This is a genomic window from Musicola keenii (assembly GCF_014855505.1).
In the GTDB taxonomy this organism is placed as follows: Bacteria; Pseudomonadota; Gammaproteobacteria; order Enterobacterales; family Enterobacteriaceae; genus Musicola; species Musicola paradisiaca.
Map to the genome: position 1 here is coordinate 133290 of NZ_JAAWVW010000006.1, position 18883 is coordinate 152172.

Annotated in this window: 16 protein-coding genes and 1 CRISPR repeat array; of the genes, 4 read left to right on the plus strand and 12 right to left on the minus strand. The window is 54.0% G+C overall.

The annotated features are described in order from the left end of the window. Nucleotides 1-37: 37 nt before the first annotated feature. Both deoA and deoC read right to left on the minus strand, forming a co-directional pair. The gene (gene deoA / locus HEP82_RS08350; protein WP_192457664.1) at nucleotides 38-1372 is read right to left on the minus strand and encodes a thymidine phosphorylase; all 1335 of its coding nucleotides are present in this window, start codon (nucleotides 1370-1372) and stop codon (nucleotides 38-40) included. A gap of 68 nt (nucleotides 1373-1440) precedes the next feature. Further along, the gene (gene deoC, locus HEP82_RS08355; RefSeq protein ID WP_192457665.1) at nucleotides 1441-2220 is read right to left on the minus strand and encodes a deoxyribose-phosphate aldolase; all 780 of its coding nucleotides are present in this window, start codon (nucleotides 2218-2220) and stop codon (nucleotides 1441-1443) included. 216 nt (nucleotides 2221-2436) lie between these two features. Next, a CRISPR array of direct repeats spans nucleotides 2437-3441; the repeat unit is 29 nt; unit sequence CGGTTTATCCCCACGGGTGTGGGGAACAC. A 266-nt stretch (nucleotides 3442-3707) separates the two neighbouring features. On the opposite strand from deoC, the gene HEP82_RS08360 reads away from it, so the two are divergent. Next, entirely contained in the window at nucleotides 3708-4010 is a 303-nt protein-coding gene (locus HEP82_RS08360) for a GIY-YIG nuclease family protein (protein ID WP_192457666.1), read from the plus strand. Here HEP82_RS08360 and HEP82_RS08365 read toward each other — a convergent pair. Both HEP82_RS08365 and ubiT read right to left on the minus strand, forming a co-directional pair. Next, complete coding sequence (locus HEP82_RS08365) at nucleotides 3997-4500, minus strand: GNAT family N-acetyltransferase (RefSeq protein ID WP_015854997.1); 504 nt, start codon at nucleotides 4498-4500, stop codon at nucleotides 3997-3999. The two genes, HEP82_RS08360 and HEP82_RS08365, sit on opposite strands and share 14 nt — an antisense overlap. Then, on the minus strand, nucleotides 4494-5018 hold the full coding sequence (gene ubiT, locus HEP82_RS08370) for a ubiquinone anaerobic biosynthesis accessory factor UbiT (RefSeq protein WP_192457667.1): 525 nt from the start codon (nucleotides 5016-5018) through the stop codon (nucleotides 4494-4496). Before ubiT ends, HEP82_RS08365 begins: the two co-directional genes overlap by 7 nt. Nucleotides 5019-5363: 345 nt before the next feature. Here ubiT and ubiU point away from each other — a divergent pair, with 345 nt between their 5' ends. From ubiU to HEP82_RS08385, 3 genes are all read left to right on the plus strand, one after another. Beyond that, the gene (gene ubiU, locus HEP82_RS08375) at nucleotides 5364-6359 is read left to right on the plus strand and encodes a ubiquinone anaerobic biosynthesis protein UbiU (protein ID WP_015854999.1); all 996 of its coding nucleotides are present in this window, start codon (nucleotides 5364-5366) and stop codon (nucleotides 6357-6359) included. A gap of 14 nt (nucleotides 6360-6373) precedes the next feature. Continuing rightward, nucleotides 6374-7252 (plus strand): U32 family peptidase, encoded by an 879-nt coding sequence (locus HEP82_RS08380; protein WP_192457668.1) that lies wholly within the window; start codon nucleotides 6374-6376, stop codon nucleotides 7250-7252. Nucleotides 7253-7461: 209 nt separating this feature from the next. After that, nucleotides 7462-8481 (plus strand): luciferase-like monooxygenase, encoded by a 1020-nt coding sequence (locus tag HEP82_RS08385; protein WP_192457669.1) that lies wholly within the window; start codon nucleotides 7462-7464, stop codon nucleotides 8479-8481. A gap of 426 nt (nucleotides 8482-8907) precedes the next feature. On the opposite strand, the gene HEP82_RS08390 is transcribed toward HEP82_RS08385, so the two are convergent. From HEP82_RS08390 to infB, 8 genes are all read right to left on the minus strand, one after another. Continuing rightward, on the minus strand, nucleotides 8908-10773 hold the full coding sequence (locus HEP82_RS08390; RefSeq protein WP_192457670.1) for a DEAD/DEAH family ATP-dependent RNA helicase: 1866 nt from the start codon (nucleotides 10771-10773) through the stop codon (nucleotides 8908-8910). Nucleotides 10774-10784: 11 nt separating this feature from the next. Beyond that, nucleotides 10785-10844 (minus strand): protein YrbN, encoded by a 60-nt coding sequence (yrbN, locus tag HEP82_RS20225; protein ID WP_107760761.1) that lies wholly within the window; start codon nucleotides 10842-10844, stop codon nucleotides 10785-10787. A 106-nt stretch (nucleotides 10845-10950) separates the two neighbouring features. Next, on the minus strand, nucleotides 10951-11835 hold the full coding sequence (nlpI, locus tag HEP82_RS08400; protein ID WP_015855003.1) for a lipoprotein NlpI: 885 nt from the start codon (nucleotides 11833-11835) through the stop codon (nucleotides 10951-10953). A 127-nt stretch (nucleotides 11836-11962) separates the two neighbouring features. Beyond that, a complete protein-coding gene (gene pnp / locus HEP82_RS08405) occupies nucleotides 11963-14083 on the minus strand; it encodes a polyribonucleotide nucleotidyltransferase (RefSeq protein WP_192457792.1) in 2121 nt (706 codons plus the stop codon). Between the two features lie 271 nt (nucleotides 14084-14354). Then, nucleotides 14355-14624 (minus strand): 30S ribosomal protein S15, encoded by a 270-nt coding sequence (rpsO, locus tag HEP82_RS08410; protein ID WP_012771120.1) that lies wholly within the window; start codon nucleotides 14622-14624, stop codon nucleotides 14355-14357. Between the two features lie 110 nt (nucleotides 14625-14734). Then, nucleotides 14735-15691: a tRNA pseudouridine(55) synthase TruB gene (gene truB / locus HEP82_RS08415; protein ID WP_192457671.1), complete on the minus strand. Its 957-nt coding sequence runs from the start codon at nucleotides 15689-15691 to the stop codon at nucleotides 14735-14737. Continuing rightward, on the minus strand, nucleotides 15691-16089 hold the full coding sequence (gene rbfA / locus HEP82_RS08420; protein WP_192457672.1) for a 30S ribosome-binding factor RbfA: 399 nt from the start codon (nucleotides 16087-16089) through the stop codon (nucleotides 15691-15693). Before rbfA ends, truB begins: the two co-directional genes overlap by 1 nt. Nucleotides 16090-16162: 73 nt before the next feature. Continuing rightward, nucleotides 16163-18868: a translation initiation factor IF-2 gene (gene infB, locus HEP82_RS08425; protein ID WP_192457673.1), complete on the minus strand. Its 2706-nt coding sequence runs from the start codon at nucleotides 18866-18868 to the stop codon at nucleotides 16163-16165. Between the last annotated feature and the right edge of the window lie 15 nt (nucleotides 18869-18883).

The following is an 18883-nucleotide window of genomic DNA, read 5'->3' on the forward strand; positions in this document are numbered from 1 at the left end:
CTGCGTTGTGCGTAAGGTCGGGCTGAATGTCGCCGTGTTATTGCGTATCGGCGGCGCTGAGGCGACGATAAATCAGCGGGCAAGGCGCCGATGGCTGACCGCTGATGGTAATGGCGTCTCTGATTGCCTGCGCCGCCTGTTGCCAGTCAGCCTCCGTATTGGCGTGGATCACCGCCAGCGGACGCTGTGTATCGACATACTCGCCTAAGCTGACCATGTCGCTCAGCCCGACACTGTGATCAATAGTATCACTCGCCTGACGACGTCCACCACCCAGAGCCACCACCGCCATCCCCAGCCCCCGGGCATCCATGGCGTTGACAAACCCGTCTTGCTCGGCAAACACCGGCTTGCTGAGCGTCGCGGCTTGCAGATAACGATCGTAATGCTCGACGAAATCCGCCGGCCCGCGCTGCGCTGCGACCATCCGTCCGAACACCTCCGCCGCCCGGCCGTTATCCAACACGCCCTGCAACCGGGTTCGCGCGTCGGCGGCGCTGTTGGCCAACCCGCCCGCCAGCAGCATGTCTTCACAGAGCGCCATCGTGACCTCGAACAAGCGCGGATTACGCTGTTCACCGGTCAAAAAACGCACCGCTTCGCGTACTTCCAGCGCATTACCCGCGCTGGAAGCCAGCACCTGGCTCATGTCGGTCAACAGTGCACTGGTGCGGCACCCCGCCTGATTCGCCACGCCGACGATCGCCTGCGCCAGCTGCTCCGATTGTTCATAAGTCGGCATAAATGCACCGGAACCGACTTTGACGTCCATCACCAGCGCGTCCAGCCCCTCCGCCAACTTTTTCGCTAGAATCGAGGCGGTAATCAACGGAATAGAATCCACCGTGGCGGTAATATCCCGCGTGGCATAAAACCGCTTGTCCGCCGGCGCCAGCGAGCTGGTCTGCCCGATAATCGCCACGCCGACATCTCGAATAATCTGGCGAAAGCGGTCGTCAGTGGGGAAAATGTCCAGACCAGGGATCGACTCCAGCTTGTCCAGCGTACCGCCGGTGTGGCCCAGCCCACGGCCAGAAATCATCGGTACGTAACCGCCGCAAGCCGCCACCATCGGCCCCAGCATCAGGGAAGTGACGTCGCCGACGCCGCCGGTGGAATGCTTATCCACCAGCGGGCCGTGCAGATCCAGCCCTTTCCAGTCCAGCACGGTGCCGGAATCACGCATCGCCAGCGTCAGCGCCACGCGCTCGTCCATGTTCATGTCGTGGAAAAAAATGGTCATCGCCAGCGCCGCGATTTGCCCTTCCGATACGCTGTTATCACGTACTCCATTGATGAAAAAGCGAATTTCTTCCGCACTGAGCGGATGCCCATCCCGTTTTTTACGGATGATTTCCTGAGTCAAAAACACGGCGGCGTTCTCCCCGAAGTCAACAAAGCGACGCAGGCGTCAATACCCCGCGCAGCTTAACGATAGGTTTAATAGTTGCTGCGGCTGGCGGAAGCGCTATGGCCCAGTACCGTCAACAGGCTGCCCAACAGACCGGACGCACCGAAACGGAAATGACGGGCATCAGCCCACCCGGCGCCCATGATAGCGTCGGCAAGTTGCAGGTACTGGGCAGCATCCTCCGCAGTACGCACGCCGCCGGCCGGTTTAAACCCGACGTTCTCGCCCACGCCTTTGTCACGAATCACTTTCAGCATGATTTCCGCTGATTGTAGCGTCGCGTTGACCGCCACCTTGCCGGTAGAGGTTTTGATAAAATCCGCTCCGGCGTCGATGGCAATTTCACTGGCCTGACGAATCAGCGCTTCGGTCTTCAATTCGCCGGTTTCGATAATCACCTTGAGTAATACGCCCGCCGCCGCACATGCTTCTTTACAGGCTTTCACCAGTTCGAAACCAACCTGACGGTTGCCCGCCATCAGCGCCCGATACGGAAACACCACATCCACCTCGTCCGCCCCATAGGCAATAGCGGCGCGGGTTTCAGCCAGCGCGACGTCGATATCATCATTACCATGCGGAAAATTAGTGACGGTGGCAATACGCACCTCCGGCGTTCCCTGCTCGCACAGTGTTTTACGCGCCAGCGGCACAAAACGCGGATAAATACAGACGGCGGCGGTTTTTCCCACCGGGCTGCTAGCCTGACGACACAGGGCGATCACCTTTTCATCGGTGTCGTCGTCATTCAGTGTGGTCAAGTCCATCAGCCCCAGCGCACGCTGCGCTACGGTAGTTAATTCAGTCATACAGCAATACTCCCATCCATTCAGCCAAACCCAATGGAAGCCTGCAGATAAGGCTTATCTGGCGGCCCCAGCGAGCAATGTTCTCATAATCACATAAATAGATTATAAAATAACAAAAATGAATTATTAATGTTATTTTTATCACATTGAAAAGACCGCCGTCGGGATATAAGAAACACCCGCATCCAGGTAAAGGAAAATTGAACACAGACGGTTTGGTTTATCCCCACGGGTGTGGGGAACACTTTTGACTTTGCTACTAGCGCGGTGATGAGGTCGGTTTATCCCCACGGGTGTGGGGAACACACCAACTGGACGTTGAGGATCGCTTTGCCGTTCGGTTTATCCCCACGGGTGTGGGGAACACAAACAAATGGATTGAGGGCGTTATCTGTGGCGCGGTTTATCCCCACGGGTGTGGGGAACACGTAAACCATTGCCATCCCGACGTCCGACCATGCGGTTTATCCCCACGGGTGTGGGGAACACGTGGGGCGTTGACGGCCTGGGTGCGACTTATGCGGTTTATCCCCACGGGTGTGGGGAACACTATCGTAAATCAACTCAGCCATCGTCAAATGCCGGTTTATCCCCACGGGTGTGGGGAACACATATTCAATTTTCAACAATTGATAGGGATGTGCGGTTTATCCCCACGGGTGTGGGGAACACCGGTGATTCGGCATCATATGCCGGGGAGTTTTCGGTTTATCCCCACGGGTGTGGGGAACACTAAATTTGCTATCATTTATTGGTGGCGCACCGCGGTTTATCCCCACGGGTGTGGGGAACACTTCTTAATAGCATTTTTGCAATTCGCCTCCAGCGGTTTATCCCCACGGGTGTGGGGAACACCATAACCCAAAAGTTAAGCTGTTCGTCACTGACGGTTTATCCCCACGGGTGTGGGGAACACAAGAATATAAGCAATAGCGCGATTCATGACGACGGTTTATCCCCACGGGTGTGGGGAACACATTCCCAAATGGAGAAATAAAAAAAGGGATGGCGGTTTATCCCCACGGGTGTGGGGAACACATCTGCCGCTGAGTCAAACGCCATTGCGTCAACGGTTTATCCCCACGGGTGTGGGGAACACTTGACCCATGCTGCAAATGCCTCACCCTGCGCCGGTTTATCCCCACGGGTGTGGGGAACACGCCGATGTTGAGGATCAGCGCACTGCTGAGCGCGGTTTATCCCCACGGGTGTGGGGAACACTCTAAATATATCCTATTGTTTTCAAATCTATTTTTATACTCACAAAAATCCACCGATTTTTCCAGGATGATAAAGAACGGTAACGCTTTGATAACTATAGCTTCTGTCATACGGTATCGCGAATATTGTCCGTCGCACCACGCTCCGGTAGCGAGCCGCTCATTACGGCTACCACAGCAAGGCTACCGTAGCCCATCGGAAATCCGCTTTTCTTCAGACGTCGGGGTCGTAAGATAGTGCCGATAACACACTCTGCGGGCATTCATGTGACGACATCGACAACTCTATGGTTTCTCTATATTTTACGCACGACCGACGGCCAGCTTTACACCGGCATCACCACCGACGTCACACGCCGGTTGGCGCAGCATCAGGCAGGAAAAGGCGCACGTTCGCTACGGGGAAAAGGAGAATTGGCGCTGGTCTATCACTGCACTGTAGACGATCGTTCCGCCGCGCTGAAGTGGGAATACCGCGTCAAACAGCTGACCAAAAAACAGAAAGAGAGGCTGGTGCAAACACAGCCTCTCCATGTGGAAGAATTCTTTTCCAGACTCAGAGCAGATTAAACGGCGCGGCGTACTCCACCATACCGCTTACGCCTTCGAAATGATTGTCTACCAGCGGGTAAATCTGGAAGGCCCGCTCAGTCTTCGGCCAGCGGCAGCGCAGTTGCCGTTCAATGGCGGGAACGAAACCGAAACGTGAGTAGTAAGCCGGGTTGCCCAGCACTACCACGGCGGTATAACCAAATTCGTTAAGCGCATCCAACCCTTCATACACCAGCTTTTCGCCCAATCCCTGTCGACGATAGGAGGCCTCCACCGCCAGCGGCCCCAACCCGACCCATTGCCGGTCTTCGCCATCCAGCGTCACCGGGCTAAAGGCGGCGTATCCTACGACCACACCTTCATCGTCGCTGGCCACAACCCCTAGCGTCAGCAACCCATCTTCTCGCAGTTGCTGTACCAGATCCGCTTCTTTGCCATCAGGGAAGGCTCCCCGCAACAGGTTGTCGATCCCCGGTGCATCCACCGGAATTTCAACACGAATCAACATGATGCCGGCGCATGAGACGTTGACTGCTCCGCGCCCTCCTGTAAACCCGCCGCCACAAACGCCGCCAGTTGCTCTAACGTCATGCGCAATGGCTTCGGCATCGCCTCAAGTTCGATAGCGTCCATCAGGTTTTTGACATACAACCCGAGCTCCGTATCACCTTCAATCCGCAACCGGCGCTGAAAAAACAGCGTATCGGGGTCTTCCCGACGTGCGGCGATCAGGATCAGATCATTGGCATCAGCGCTGAAGCTCACATCCGCCAGCGCGTTATGGCTGACGATCAATTTTTGATCCTGCAATGACATAAACCACGTCAACCCGACATCCCGCACGTCAATCTTCAGCCAGCGGTTGTCCAGAAAGTCCAGTTCACCGTCTTCCAGCGCCTGGCGGAACTGCCACCCGAGCAACTGCTCCAACACCCGCCGCTGCAAAGAGAATGGCGTTAACATTAACGGTTTGCCCAGTAAACCGGGTGCCCGACGCACAATCTGCGCCCGTAGTTTTTCCAACACTGGCATGCTCCTCTAATGCGATGCTGAACTCGGCTGAATCCCTGAATAATGCAGACCATGCATCATTAACGAATACAACCTGATACCGCCACTATTCTGCCACACGGCAGGAATTGGGCTGGGGTCTACGTCAATACTTTAGCCTGTTCCTGGCAAAATCACGACCCGCCGCCGCGCCAATTGCCGTTTCATCTCACGATATGCTGGTTTAAATCAAAGTCCCGCCCTGACAGGTTAACTAAGATCCCCTATTCGTTAAAAACCTGCATCGACTGATAACAATGTGGATCAGTCTGCCTGCATCATCAGCCCCCCGCTTTGCGGGCGTGGCGGAAGGAAGCCAGTATGGAATTGCTTTGCCCCGCCGGTAATCTGCCGGCATTGAAAGCCGCTATCGAAAACGGTGCTGACGCGGTGTACATCGGGCTAAAAGACGATACCAACGCCCGACATTTCGCCGGCCTCAATTTCACGGATAAAAAATTACAGGAAGCCAGCGACTATGTGCATCGCCACCGGCGCAAACTGCACATCGCCATTAATACCTTCGCGCATCCGGATGGTTATCTCCGCTGGGAGCGCGCTGTGGATATGGCGGCGCAATCCGGCGCGGACGCGCTGATTCTAGCGGATCTGGCGATGCTGGATTATGCAGCACAGCGCTATCCGCATATCGAACGCCACGTCTCGGTACAAGCGTCCGCTACCAATGAGGAAGCGGCCCGCTTCTACCAACGCAATTTTGCGGTGTCCCGCATCGTGCTGCCGCGCGTGCTTTCCATCCATCAGGTTAAACAATTGGCGCGCACCAGCCCGGTGCCGCTGGAAGTGTTCGCCTTCGGCAGCCTGTGCATCATGTCCGAAGGCCGCTGTTATCTCTCTTCCTACCTGACCGGCGAATCACCCAATACCGTAGGCGCCTGCTCGCCTGCCCGCTTTGTGCGCTGGCAACAGACCGCGCAAGGTATGGAATCTCGTCTCAACGATGTGTTGATCGACCGGTATCAGGAAAATGAAAATGCGGGCTACCCGACGTTGTGTAAAGGACGCTATCTGGTGGGTGGTCAACGCTACCATGCGCTGGAAGAGCCCACCAGCCTCAACACGCTGGCGCTGCTGCCGGAACTGATGGCGGCGGGGATCGCTTCGGTGAAAATCGAAGGACGCCAACGCAGCCCAGCATACGTCAGCCAGGTTACGCAGGTGTGGCGTCAGGCCATCGATCGCTGCCGCGCGGCGCCGGAGCAGTTCGTGCCAACCCAGGCCTGGATGGACGCGCTCGGCGCGGTATCGGAAGGCACCCAGACCACGTTGGGCGCCTATCATCGTCAATGGCAGTAGAAGCGGGATATACAATGAAATACTCACTGGGCGCCATTCTCTACTACTGGCCCAAAGCCGAGATTGAGACCTTTTATCAGGCGGCAATCGCCAGCAACGCCGATATCATTTATCTGGGCGAGACTGTCTGCAGTAAACGCCGCAGCATGAAAGTGAACGATTGGCTCGCACTGGCGCGTGACATTACCGCCGCCGGCAAACAGGTGGTGATATCGACTTTAGCTTTACTGCAAGCCCCCTCTGAACTGAACGAGCTGAAACGCTATGTGGAAAACGGTGAGTTTTTGCTGGAGGCCAACGATTTAGGCGCAGTCAACATGGCGGCTGAACGCCATTTACCGTTCGTTGCCGGCCACGCATTGAACTGTTACAACGCCTATACGCTGCGCTTGCTGCACCGCCAAGGCATGGTGCGCTGGTGCATGCCGGTGGAACTGTCCCGCGACTGGCTACAGTGTCTGCTCAATCAGTGCGACGAGCTGGGCTTCCGCCATCAGTTCGACGTAGAAGTGTTGAGCTACGGCCACCTGCCGCTGGCCTACTCCGCTCGCTGCTTCACCGCTCGTTCGGAAAACCGCGCCAAAGACGAGTGCGAAACCTGCTGCATCCACTATCCGCAGGGGCGTCAGGTTTTGTCGCAGGAGAATCAGCACGTTTTCGTGCTCAACGGCATCCAGACACAGAGCGGTTACTGCTACAACCTCGGTAATGAATTGACCTCGATGCAGGGTCTGGTAGATATCGTCCGGCTTTCGCCACAGGGCTTCGACACGCTGCAGATGCTCGACAGGTTCCGCGCTAATGAACAGGGCGGACATCCGCTTACGTTGGAAAATCAGGCCGAGTGCAATGGCTACTGGAAACGCCTTGCCGGGCTGGAACTGGTTCCCTGATGTTCTTCGGGCAACGGCTTATTCGTTGCCCGCATTCAGTTGCCGCCACCGCTCATGGTTGTCCGGCCTGAAATCTCCCGTACTGGCCTCACCTTTCTGCCACAGCCCCTTCGTTATCGTCCCGGCAGGCGCACGCAGAGTTCGTCTCCGGCGTTCAATCTCACCTATCATTTCGTCTGTATTCCGCTTTTCATCCATGAGAGACGCTTATGACCGCCGCCATACCTTTTTCCGTTCTCGATCTGGCACCCATTCCACAGGGTAATACCCCTCATGATGCGTTCCAGCGTTCACTCGCGCTGGCCCAACATGTGGAACAATGGGGATATCAACGTTATTGGCTGGCCGAACACCACAATATGCCCGGTATCGCCAGCTCCGCGACTGCGGTACTGATGGGATTCATCGCCAGTGGAACTCAGCATATTCGTGTCGGTTCCGGCGGCGTTATGCTACCCAACCATGCACCACTGGTGATTGCCGAACAGTTCGGCACACTGGCGTCTCTTTATCCCAATCGTATTGAACTGGGGCTGGGGCGAGCACCGGGCACGGATCCCACCACCATGCGCGCTCTGCGCCGCCACCTTGACGCCAATCTCGATGACTTTCCGCGGGATGTGCAGGAACTGCTCGACTACCTAGGACCGGAGCAACCGGATCGGGCGGTACGTGCAGTTCCCGGCCAGGGCCTCAATATTCCCGTCTGGTTGCTGGGATCTAGTCTATACAGCGCACAGCTTGCCGCTGCGCAGGGCCTGCCTTTCGCTTTCGCCGCCCACTTCGCGCCGGACATGTTGTTGCCGGCATTACAGCTGTATCGCGATAACTTTAAAGCCTCCGGTAGCTTGTCGGCACCTTACAGCATGGTGTGCGTCAATGTGGTCACCGCCGATAGCGAGCAGGAGGCCCAATTCCTGTATACATCGCTGCAACAGCAGTTCATCAACCTGAGGCGGGGAACTCCCGGGCCGCTCCCCGCACCGGTGGAAAATATGTCCTACATCTGGACGCCCGGCGAAAAATTCGCCGTTGAGCAGACGTTGCGGCTGTCGGTGGTTGGCGACCGACAAAAAGTCCGCCATGGTTTGCAAGCATTACTCCGGGAAACACAAGCTGACGAATTGATGATCAACGGCCAGATTTTCGACCATCAGGCCCGCCTGCACTCATTTCGTATTGTGGCCGAGTTGCGGGAAGAGCTGGCGAAAGAAGACAGTATGCGGTAAATCAGCGCCGGTCACGCTATACCGCAGCGTTCGCCGTCCGGGAATAATGTAAGCCGACAGGAAAATCATCGTCAAAAACAGGGAAGTTATTCGTTTAAGCAAGATGGAAGGGTTTTCTGCGCATTGCAGCGCCCGGATATCCCTATAAACAGCCGAATAATCAATGGCCGTCATGCTCTCACTGCGCCAGCGGGGCTGGCCGTCAGGATGAGACATTCCGCAGAGAATCTTCCCAACGGGTTGCCAGCGCAATCACACTGCGCCGAACGGCATTCTCTTCAAAGAAAGCGACTCTGATTTAGCCCTGCAGAACAGATACCAAACGCTGTCAACCCGTTCGCGTTAATCCCGGAGCGTTAATCCATAAGGCGCGATGTGCCATAAAAAAACCCGCCTGACGGCGGGTTGGTTCTTCATGCTCAAGTATCAGGCATCATTGAAACGGCGCGGAGCACGCTGACCGTCACGGTTGCCACTGCGGCGCTCGCCACCTTCACGACGCTCACCGCCAAACGGACGGCCACGACCGTTACCGGCGCGTTCACTATTGAAACCACGACCGCCGCTACGTTCGCCGCCTTCACGACGTTCACGACGTTCATGCGGTTGGGCATCGCCCAACAGTTGCATGTTCATCGGCTTGTTCAGGATACGTGTGCGGGTGAAGTGCGACAGCAGTTCACGCGGCATACCTTTCGGCAGCTCAATGGTGGAATGGGAAGCAAACAGCTTGATGTTACCGATATAACGACTGCTGATGTCCCCTTCGTTGGCAATCGCGCCAACGATATGACGAACTTCTACACCGTCATCACGTCCCACTTCAATACGATACAGTTCCATTTCACCGACATCACGGCGCTCACGACGAGCCGGGCGTTCATCACTACGCGGGCCCCGATCATTACGATCGCCACGACGTTCGAAACGATCGTCGCGCTCACGGAATTCACGGCGCGGACGCGCCGGCGCATCCGGCGGCAGAATCAGTGGACGCTCGCCTTGCGCCATTTTCAGCAGAGCAGCAGCCAGTGTTTCCACATCCAGTTCTTCAGACGGCTGCAACTTCGCCAACAGTGCACGGTATTGATCCAGATCGCTGCTTTCCAACTGTTGCTGTACCTTGGCGGCGAACTTGGCCAGACGGCGCTGCCCCAGCAGTTCCGCATTCGGCAGTTCCACTTCCGGAATAGTCAACTTCATGGTGCGTTCAACGTTGCGCAACAAACGACGCTCACGATTTTCCACGAACAGCAATGCACGACCCGCACGACCCGCACGACCAGTACGGCCGATACGATGCACATAGGATTCGGCGTCCATCGGAATATCGTAGTTAACCACCAGACTAATACGATCTACATCTAAACCACGCGCGGCGACATCAGTCGCGATCAGGATATCCAGACGACCATCTTTCAGGCGTTCCAGCGTCTGCTCACGCAGTGCCTGATTCATGTCGCCGTTCAATGCAGCGCTGTTATAACCACTGCGCTCCAGCGCTTCAGCCACTTCCAACGTAGCATTCTTGGTACGCACGAAAATAATCGCCGCGTCGAAATCTTCCGCTTCCAGGAAACGGATCAACGCTTCATTTTTGCGCATGCCGTACACCGTCCAATAACTCTGGCTGATGTCTGGACGGGTGGTCACGCTGGACTGAATACGGACTTCCTGCGGATCGTTCATGAACCGACGAGTAATGCGGCGAATCGCTTCCGGCATGGTGGCGGAGAACAGAGCAGTCTGGTGGCCATCCGGAATCTGCGCCATGATGTTTTCTACATCTTCAATGAACCCCATGCGCAGCATTTCATCGGCCTCATCCAGAACCAGGCCGCTCAGGTTGGACAGATCCAACGTACCGCGTTTCAGGTGATCTAACAGACGTCCAGGCGTACCCACCACAACCTGTGGGCCCTGACGCAGCGCACGCAATTGTACGTCATAACGCTGGCCGCCATACAAAGCGACTACATTGACGCCATGCATATGCTTGGAAAATTCGCCACACGCTTCGGCTACTTGTACCGCGAGTTCGCGGGTAGGCGCCAGCACCAGAATCTGAGGGGCCTTCAGTTCTGGATTAACATTGTTCAGCAACGGCAGAGAAAATGCCGCTGTTTTACCACTCCCGGTCTGTGCCATACCCAGCACATCGCGACCGTTGAGCAGATGGGGAATACATTCTGCCTGGATAGGGGATGGTTTTTCGTATCCCATATCCGACAGGGCGTTAAGAATAGGAGCGGAAAGCCCCAGATCAGCAAAAGAGGTTTCAAACTCTGCCATGTAAACGTGCCTCACTTCAAAATGGCGGCCAGTCTACATAACTTGTCGAGAAAATACTCAATCATTTTCATTGAAAAGTGTGAACCGGCTCAAATTGGATTAAAAAGCGAACAAAAAAGCCTCGCCCGCTAAGGCGATAGAAATCGTCATGATTTCAGGCTGAAAGGTGTTCGTCAGCTATTGCTGGTCCGATCCTGATAGGTCGTCTTGCTCTTGGCCTAACTGCGCCAATTCCAACAATGCATAGCGGTGCTCAACAAAGTTATGGACATTGTTAGAGACCGTCAGCTTGAACAACGCCTCGGCGGTGTTCTTGTCCCCCAGACTTAGGTAGTGCTTACCTAAATAGAAGTCAGTTTCACTGAGATGCTCGGCGAGCGAAGTGTTATCCTTAGCTTCTTCCTGCACATGCTTCATCAACGTCTTCTCGTTGATGTCGCCCAGGTAGAATTCGACTATTGTCCATCCCCATATGCCTTTCTTTGCCCCATCATAGCGCGTTCTTAACGCAGCTTTAGCCTGCTGGGGATTGATTTCTCTCTCTGCAAGATACAGCCACAGAGAACGGAAAGGATCGTTAGGATCGTCGCGATAAAACGCTAGCAAATCATCCTGCGCCAACTGGTAGCGACCGCCGTAATACAATGCGATGCCCCGATTCAAACGCGCATAATTGTAAGTTGGATCAAGCTCTAGTACAGAATCAAACGCTTCATAGGCAGCATCAAAATTGCCTGCCTGCGTCAAATAAATGCCGAGATAATTAAATACCTCCGGCATATCAGGGCGGATAGAGAGCGCTTGTGAAAAATCATTTCGCGCTAATGCCCGCAACCCCAAGCTATCATACAGCACTCCACGCTCATATAACAGCTGTGCTCGTTCATCAGGAGTGAGAGCCCGGCTTGCCAGAATCTGTTCCATGCGTGCCAGAATGACTTCCTGTTGCAGTGTCGGCTGTAACGGAACAGCCAATAGTGCATCTTTACGCCAATCCGTGTTGCTGCATCCTGCCAGCATGATCGCTGTCGCAACATAACACCAGCGCAAGAAAGGCTTCATTTCCCACTCCCGAAGACAAACATTTGATGAACATCCTGTCCCCGACTGCTAAAAATAAGGATATCCATTCCTTATAATACACACAGCTCCTTCACATCGTAAGGAGCTGCCAATCGATTATTCGCTATTATTCCGCTTCAGAAACCGGAGTTGTTTCCTGAGATTGAACAGTAGCTTCTTTAATGCTCAGGCGGACACGTCCTTGACGATCAACTTCCAGCACCTTAACCGGGACTTCCTGACCCAATTGCAGATAGTCGGCGACTTTCTCGATGCGCTTGTCAGCAATCTGAGAAATATGCACCAAACCTTCTTTACCACCGCCGATAGCGACGAAAGCACCAAAGTCCACGATGCGCGTCACTTTACCCTGATAAATGCGACCCACTTCGATTTCAGCAGTGATTTCTTCGATACGACGAATAGCTTCGCGAGCCTTGTCGCCATCACTGGAGGCGATCTTCACTGTACCGTCATCTTCGATCTCGATGGTCGTACCGGTTTCTTCGGTCAACGCGCGAATGACAGAACCCCCTTTTCCAATAACATCTTTGATCTTATCGGTGCTGATCTTGATGGTATGGATACGTGGAGCAAATTCGGAAATCTCGCCACGCGGTGTACTAATAGCCTGCTCCATCACACCCAGGATATGCAGACGCGCGCCTTTCGCTTGATTCAAGGCAACCTGCATAATTTCACGTGTGATACCTTCAATCTTGATATCCATTTGCAGAGCTGTGACGCCCTCACGGCTGCCGGCAACTTTAAAGTCCATATCACCCAAGTGGTCTTCATCACCCAGGATATCGGACAATACGACATAGCTGTCGCCCTCTTTCACCAGTCCCATGGCTATACCAGCAACAGCAGCCTTGATCGGTACTCCGGCATCCATTAATGCCAAAGAGGCACCACAGACGGAAGCCATGGAAGAAGAACCGTTGGATTCGGTAATTTCAGACACGACACGTACGGTGTACGGGAAGACTTCCGGCTTCGGCATCACCGCTAACACGCCACGCTTGGCCAACCGTCCATGGCCGATTTCACGGCGTTTGGGCGAACCCACCATACCGGTTTCACCGACAGAGTACGGAGGAAAGTTATAGTGCAACAGGAAACGATCGGTACGTTCACCCATCAGCTCATCGATGATTTGCGCATCACGCTCGGTACCCAGCGTCGCGGTCACTAACGCCTGAGTTTCACCACGGGTGAACAATGCAGAACCGTGAGTACGCGGCAGCACGCCGGTACGTACATCCAGACCGCGGATCATATCTTTTTCGCGACCGTCGATACGCGGTTCGCCACGCAGAACACGGCTGCGAACCACATTCTTTTCAATGCTGCCGAGAATATCGCGGATTTCGTTTTCATCCAGTGTTTCATCTTCCGCCAGCAAAGCGGCGGCGACATCAGACTTGATGACGTCAACCTGAGCGTAACGCTCCTGTTTCTCGATAATGCGATACGCATCGCCAAGACGAGCTTCGGATAATGCTTTAACGCGGTTCTGAAGTTCAACGTTGATTTCCGGCGGCTGCCAATCCCACTTGGATTTACCTGCTTCAGCAACCAGGGACTTGATGCTTTCAATAACCACTTGTTGTTGCTCATGACCGAAAACCACCGCACCCAGCATCTGGTCTTCCGTCAGTAAGTCAGCTTCGGATTCCACCATCAGCACGGCACCTTCAGTACCAGCGACAACCAGATCAAGACGGCTTTGCTTCAGCTCATCCTGAGTCGGATTCAGCACATACTGATCGTTGATGTAACCCACACGAGCGGCACCGATCGGGCCGTTGAACGGAATACCGGACAAGCTCAACGCAGCGGAAGCACCGATCATGGCGACGATATCCGGGTTAACCTGCGGATTAACGGAAACCACGGTGGCGATAACCTGCACTTCATTAACAAAACCATCCGGGAACAGAGGACGAATCGGACGGTCGATCAAACGGGAGATCAGCGTTTCACCTTCACTAGGACGGCCTTCACGACGGAAAAAACCTCCGGGGATACGGCCGGCAGCGTAAGTACGCTCCTGATAGTTAACTGTCAGCGGGAAAAAGTCCTGGCCCGGTTTGGCGTGTTTGGCGCCGACCACGGTTACGAATACCGCAGTGTCATCCATGCTAACCATTACGGCAGCGGTAGCCTGACGAGCCATCATACCGGTTTCCAGTGTTACAGTATGCTGACCATACTGGAACTTACGCACGATCGGATTAAGCAAAATAATATCCTTCACCAGAGGTACGCCATGTCTTTCTTCATCTTGCATGACGACCAGTTAATACCCGATCCGGCCATTACACCCTCGCGACTAATGACAACCTTCATCCTGCAAATATGCGAATAACTACAGGTAAAGCTTCTCATTAGCCGCGCGAATCTTTGTAATTCCGAATCCTCATTGCCGCAAACAGCGATACATTACTCTGTTTTGCCAGCACTTCCTAGAAGAAAGGGGCCACTAAGGCCCCTTTCTACCGAAACTCGTCGAATTAGCGACGCAGACCCAGACGTTCAATCAGGGTGGTGTAGCGTGCCAGATCTTTACGCTTCAGATAGTCCAACAGCTTACGACGCTGAGAAACCATACGCAGCAGACCGCGACGACTGTGGTGATCCTTTTTGTGCTCAGCAAAGTGACCCTGCAGATGGTTAATCTGAGCAGTCAACAGAGCAACCTGAACCTCGGTAGAACCGCTGTCATTAGTACCACGGCCGAATTCCGCAACAATTTTCGCTTTAGCTTCAACGCTTAGAGACATAATCAACTCCAAAATACAGTAAATTTAAAGAAGGGTGCCGATCTCTAATTCAGCTACCCAGTATTTAAGCCGCGTTATTCTACCTGCCGAGCCAATCGATCGCAAGGCGCTCACACGTCAATGGCTGCTGGCATTTCAACAACCAGCCGGCGTGGAGCGACGCGACCTTCAGCGTCTATTTCACCCATACCAATAAATTTGTGTGCATCACCTTCAGTGATACGAACCAGCCCGGAAGAAGGTACGCCCGGCGCACGAACGGGCTGCCCCAGCTTTAAGTACCCGGCGACAACAGCAGACAAGTTGACGACGGGAAATGCCTGTGCGGGACTGTCCATCGGCAATAATAGGCTATCCAGCACTTCACCGATCGGACGACCTTCTTCCTCAGCCTGAACCTGCAACTGTTGTAAACGTTCCAACGTTACCATCTGTTCAACCGGATAAGTGGCTACTTGCAAACGGCGCAGAAAGCTCACATGCGCGCCACACCCCAGTTTTTCGCCCAAATCATCAATAATGGTACGAATATAAGTCCCTTTGGAACAGTGAATTTCCAGCTCAAGCGCTTCGGCTTCCCAGCGGATAAACTGCAATTCATACACCGTGATTTCACGCGCTTCGCGCGGTACAACCACGCCTTGACGGGCATATTCATACAGCGGCCGTCCCTGATATTTCAATGCCGAATACATGGAAGGCACCTGCAGCGTCGTTCCCCGAAAACTATCCAACGCCTGGTTCAATGCATCGGTGGAAAACGTGATCGGGCGAGCCTCAATCAAGTTGCCATCCGCATCAGACGTATCAGTACGTTGCCCCAAACGAGCAATTACCCGATAACGTTTGTCGGAATCTAATAGGTACTGGGAAAATTTGGTCGCTTCCCCCAGACAAATAGGCAGCATCCCGGTCGCTAACGGATCCAGTGCGCCGGTATGTCCCGCTTTGTTGGCGTTAAAAATCCGTTTTACTTTCTGCAATACATCATTGGATGAAGCCCCCTGCGGTTTATCCAGCAGCAACACCCCATGAATATCTCGACCACGACGACGAGGACGCCCCATCACTCCTCCTGATGGTCATCAGAGGAAGAACGGCGTTCTGCATCGCGCTTAACAACATTGCTCACCAGATTAGACATACGCATCCCTTCTACCAGTGAGTTGTCATACGCGAACGTCAGCTCCGGAACAATCCGCAGGCGCATAGCTTTGCCCAGTAACATACGAATAAAACCGGATGCATCCTGCAACGCTTTGATCCCGTGTTTGATCTGTTCGGGTTCGTTGTCATTCAGGAACGTAACGAACACTTTGGCATAAGCCAGATCGCGCGATACATCAACGCCTGATACCGTAGCCATCCCCACACGCGGATCCTTAATCTCGCGCTGAATGATGATAGCAATTTCCTTTTGCATCTCCTGAGCCACACGCTGCGTGCGGCTGAATTCTTTGGCCATAATAAAACCTCAGGGAAAAACCGGGGGGCACTAGGCCCCCCGGAGTGAATATATGGATGAACTATCTTTGGGATCAATCGATCGTGCGTTTGATCTCGATAGTCTCAAACACTTCGATAACATCACCAGTGCGGACATCGTTGTAGTTCTTCACGCCGATACCACATTCCATCCCGTTACGAACTTCGTTCACGTCATCTTTGAAACGACGTAAGGACTCCAATTCGCCTTCATAGATCACCACATTGTCACGCAGCACACGGATTGGACTGTGACGTTTGACAACACCTTCCGTCACCATACAACCGGCGATAGCGCCAAACTTCGGCGACTTGAACACATCGCGAACCTCGGCCAAACCGATGATCTCCTGCTTATATTCAGGAGCCAGCATACCGCTCATCGCCTGTTTAACTTCGTCGATCAGGTCATAAATAACGGAGTAGTAGCGCAGATCCAGACTTTCAGCTTCCACCACACGACGAGCAGACGCATCGGCACGCACATTAAATCCAAGGATAATCGCATTGGATGCAGCTGCCAGCGTAGCATCGGTTTCTGTGATACCGCCCACACCGGAGCCCACAATCTTGACTTTGACTTCATCAGTGGACAGTTTCTGCAGAGAATCGGAAATAGCCTCCGCCGACCCTTGTACATCCGCTTTCAGCACGATATTCAGCTCGGAAACTTCGCCATCGGTCATGTTGGCAAACATATTTTCCAGCTTGGACTTCTGCTGACGTGCCAGTTTCACCTCACGGAACTTGCCTTGGCGATAAAGGGCCACCTCACGCGCTTTTTTCTCGTCACGCACAACAGTAGCTTCATCACCTGCCGCCGGAACACCCGACAACCCAAGAATTTCCACCGGAATGGACGGACCCGCTTCGGTGATTTCACGTCCCAACTCATCACGCATCGCACGTACGCGGCCATATTCAAAACCACACAGCACAATGTCGCCTTTGTTCAACGTTCCCTCACGAACCAGAACCGTCGCAACTGGACCACGGCCTTTATCCAGGAAGGACTCGATCACCACGCCGCTCGCCATACCACTGCGAATAGCCTTCAGTTCCAGAACCTCAGCCTGCAACAAAATGGCTTCCAGCAATTCGTCAATTCCGATGCCGGTTTTCGCAGAAACATGCACAAACTGAGATTCACCACCCCACTCTTCTGGAATAACGCCATGCTGGGACAGTTCATTCTTGACGCGATCCGGATCCGCTTCAGGTTTGTCGATCTTGTTCACCGCGACAACCACCGGCACTTTGGCTGCTTTGGCATGTTGGATAGCTTCAATGGTCTGGGGCATCACACCATCATCGGCAGCAACGACCAGCACTACGATATCCGTCGCTTGGGCGCCACGCGCACGCATAGCAGTAAACGCCGCATGCCCCGGGGTATCGAGGAAGGTGATCATACCGTTGTCCGTTTCGACATGGTACGCACCGATATGCTGGGTAATCCCGCCTGCTTCACCCGCTGCAACCTTGGTAGAACGGATGTAGTCCAACAGTGAGGTCTTACCATGGTCGACGTGACCCATAATAGTTACAACCGGAGCACGCGATTCAGCAGCAACGCCGGTATCACGGTCGCTCATTACCGCTTCTTCCAGCTCGTTTTCGCGTCGCAGAATCACTTTGTGACCCATTTCTTCCGCAACCAGCTGGGCGGTTTCTTGATCGATAACCTGGTTGATGGTTGCCATCGCCCCTAGCTTCATCATGGTTTTGATAACCTGAGAACCTTTCACCGCCATCTTGTTCGCCAGTTCGGCAACAGTGATGGTTTCACCAATCATCACATCGCGGTTAACTGCCTGGACAGGTTTGTTGAAGCTCTGCTGTAGCAGACTGGTTTTGCGTTTACCCTTACCACCGCGAATTGCAGCTCGCGCTTCTTCACGATCGGCCTTGGATTCAGAAAGACGATTGCCTTTCTTCTGCTTGGTCACTTTGCCACTGCGGCCGCGTCCCCGACGATCACCCTCAACCTGACGATCGTTCTCATCTTCCGCTTCACGAGCGTGATGAGACGTCGTCACATGGTAATCGACGTCTTCGAGATCTTCGCGTTCGTTTTCCCAACGTCCGGCATTCTCTTCCGCCATCCGACGAGCTTCCTCAGCGATACGACGCGCTTCCTCTTCGACCTTATGACGAGATGCTTCTTCAGCTTTGCGTTTTAACTCAGCTGCTTCAGCTTCACGACGCACTTTCTCAGCATGGGTCGCCTTGGTCATACTCTCGTTTTGTTGATTGCTCACTTTTTCTTTTTCCGCTACGTCACGCTTCGCTTTGTCAGCGGCCTCGCGTTTGGCTTGCTCTTCAGCAGCGCGTTTTGCCTTCTCTTCCACTTCACGCTTCGCTTTTTCTTCAGCGTCGCGTTTAGCCTGTTCTTCGGCAGCACGTCGTGCCTGTTCTTCCGCTTCACGCTGCGCCTGCTCTTCCTCTGTAATCTGTTGATCTTCAAGAGGATCGCGTTTTACATAAGTGCGTTTCTTGCGGACTTCAATCTGCACTGACTTGCTCTTTCCGCCAGTGCTGGGAATGCTTAATGTGCTACGGGTTTTACGCTGCAACGTCAGTTTCCCGGAAGCACTGCCACGTTCGCGATTCAGATGAGCCAGCAGAGTTTCTTTCTCAGACTGGGTTACAGAATCAGCGGCAGACTTGGTGATCCCCGCATCAGCAAACTGCTGTATCAGGCGGTCAACCGGAGTCTGAATCTCTTCGGCCAGCGATTTTACGGTTACATCTGTCATGCTGTTCCTTTCCTG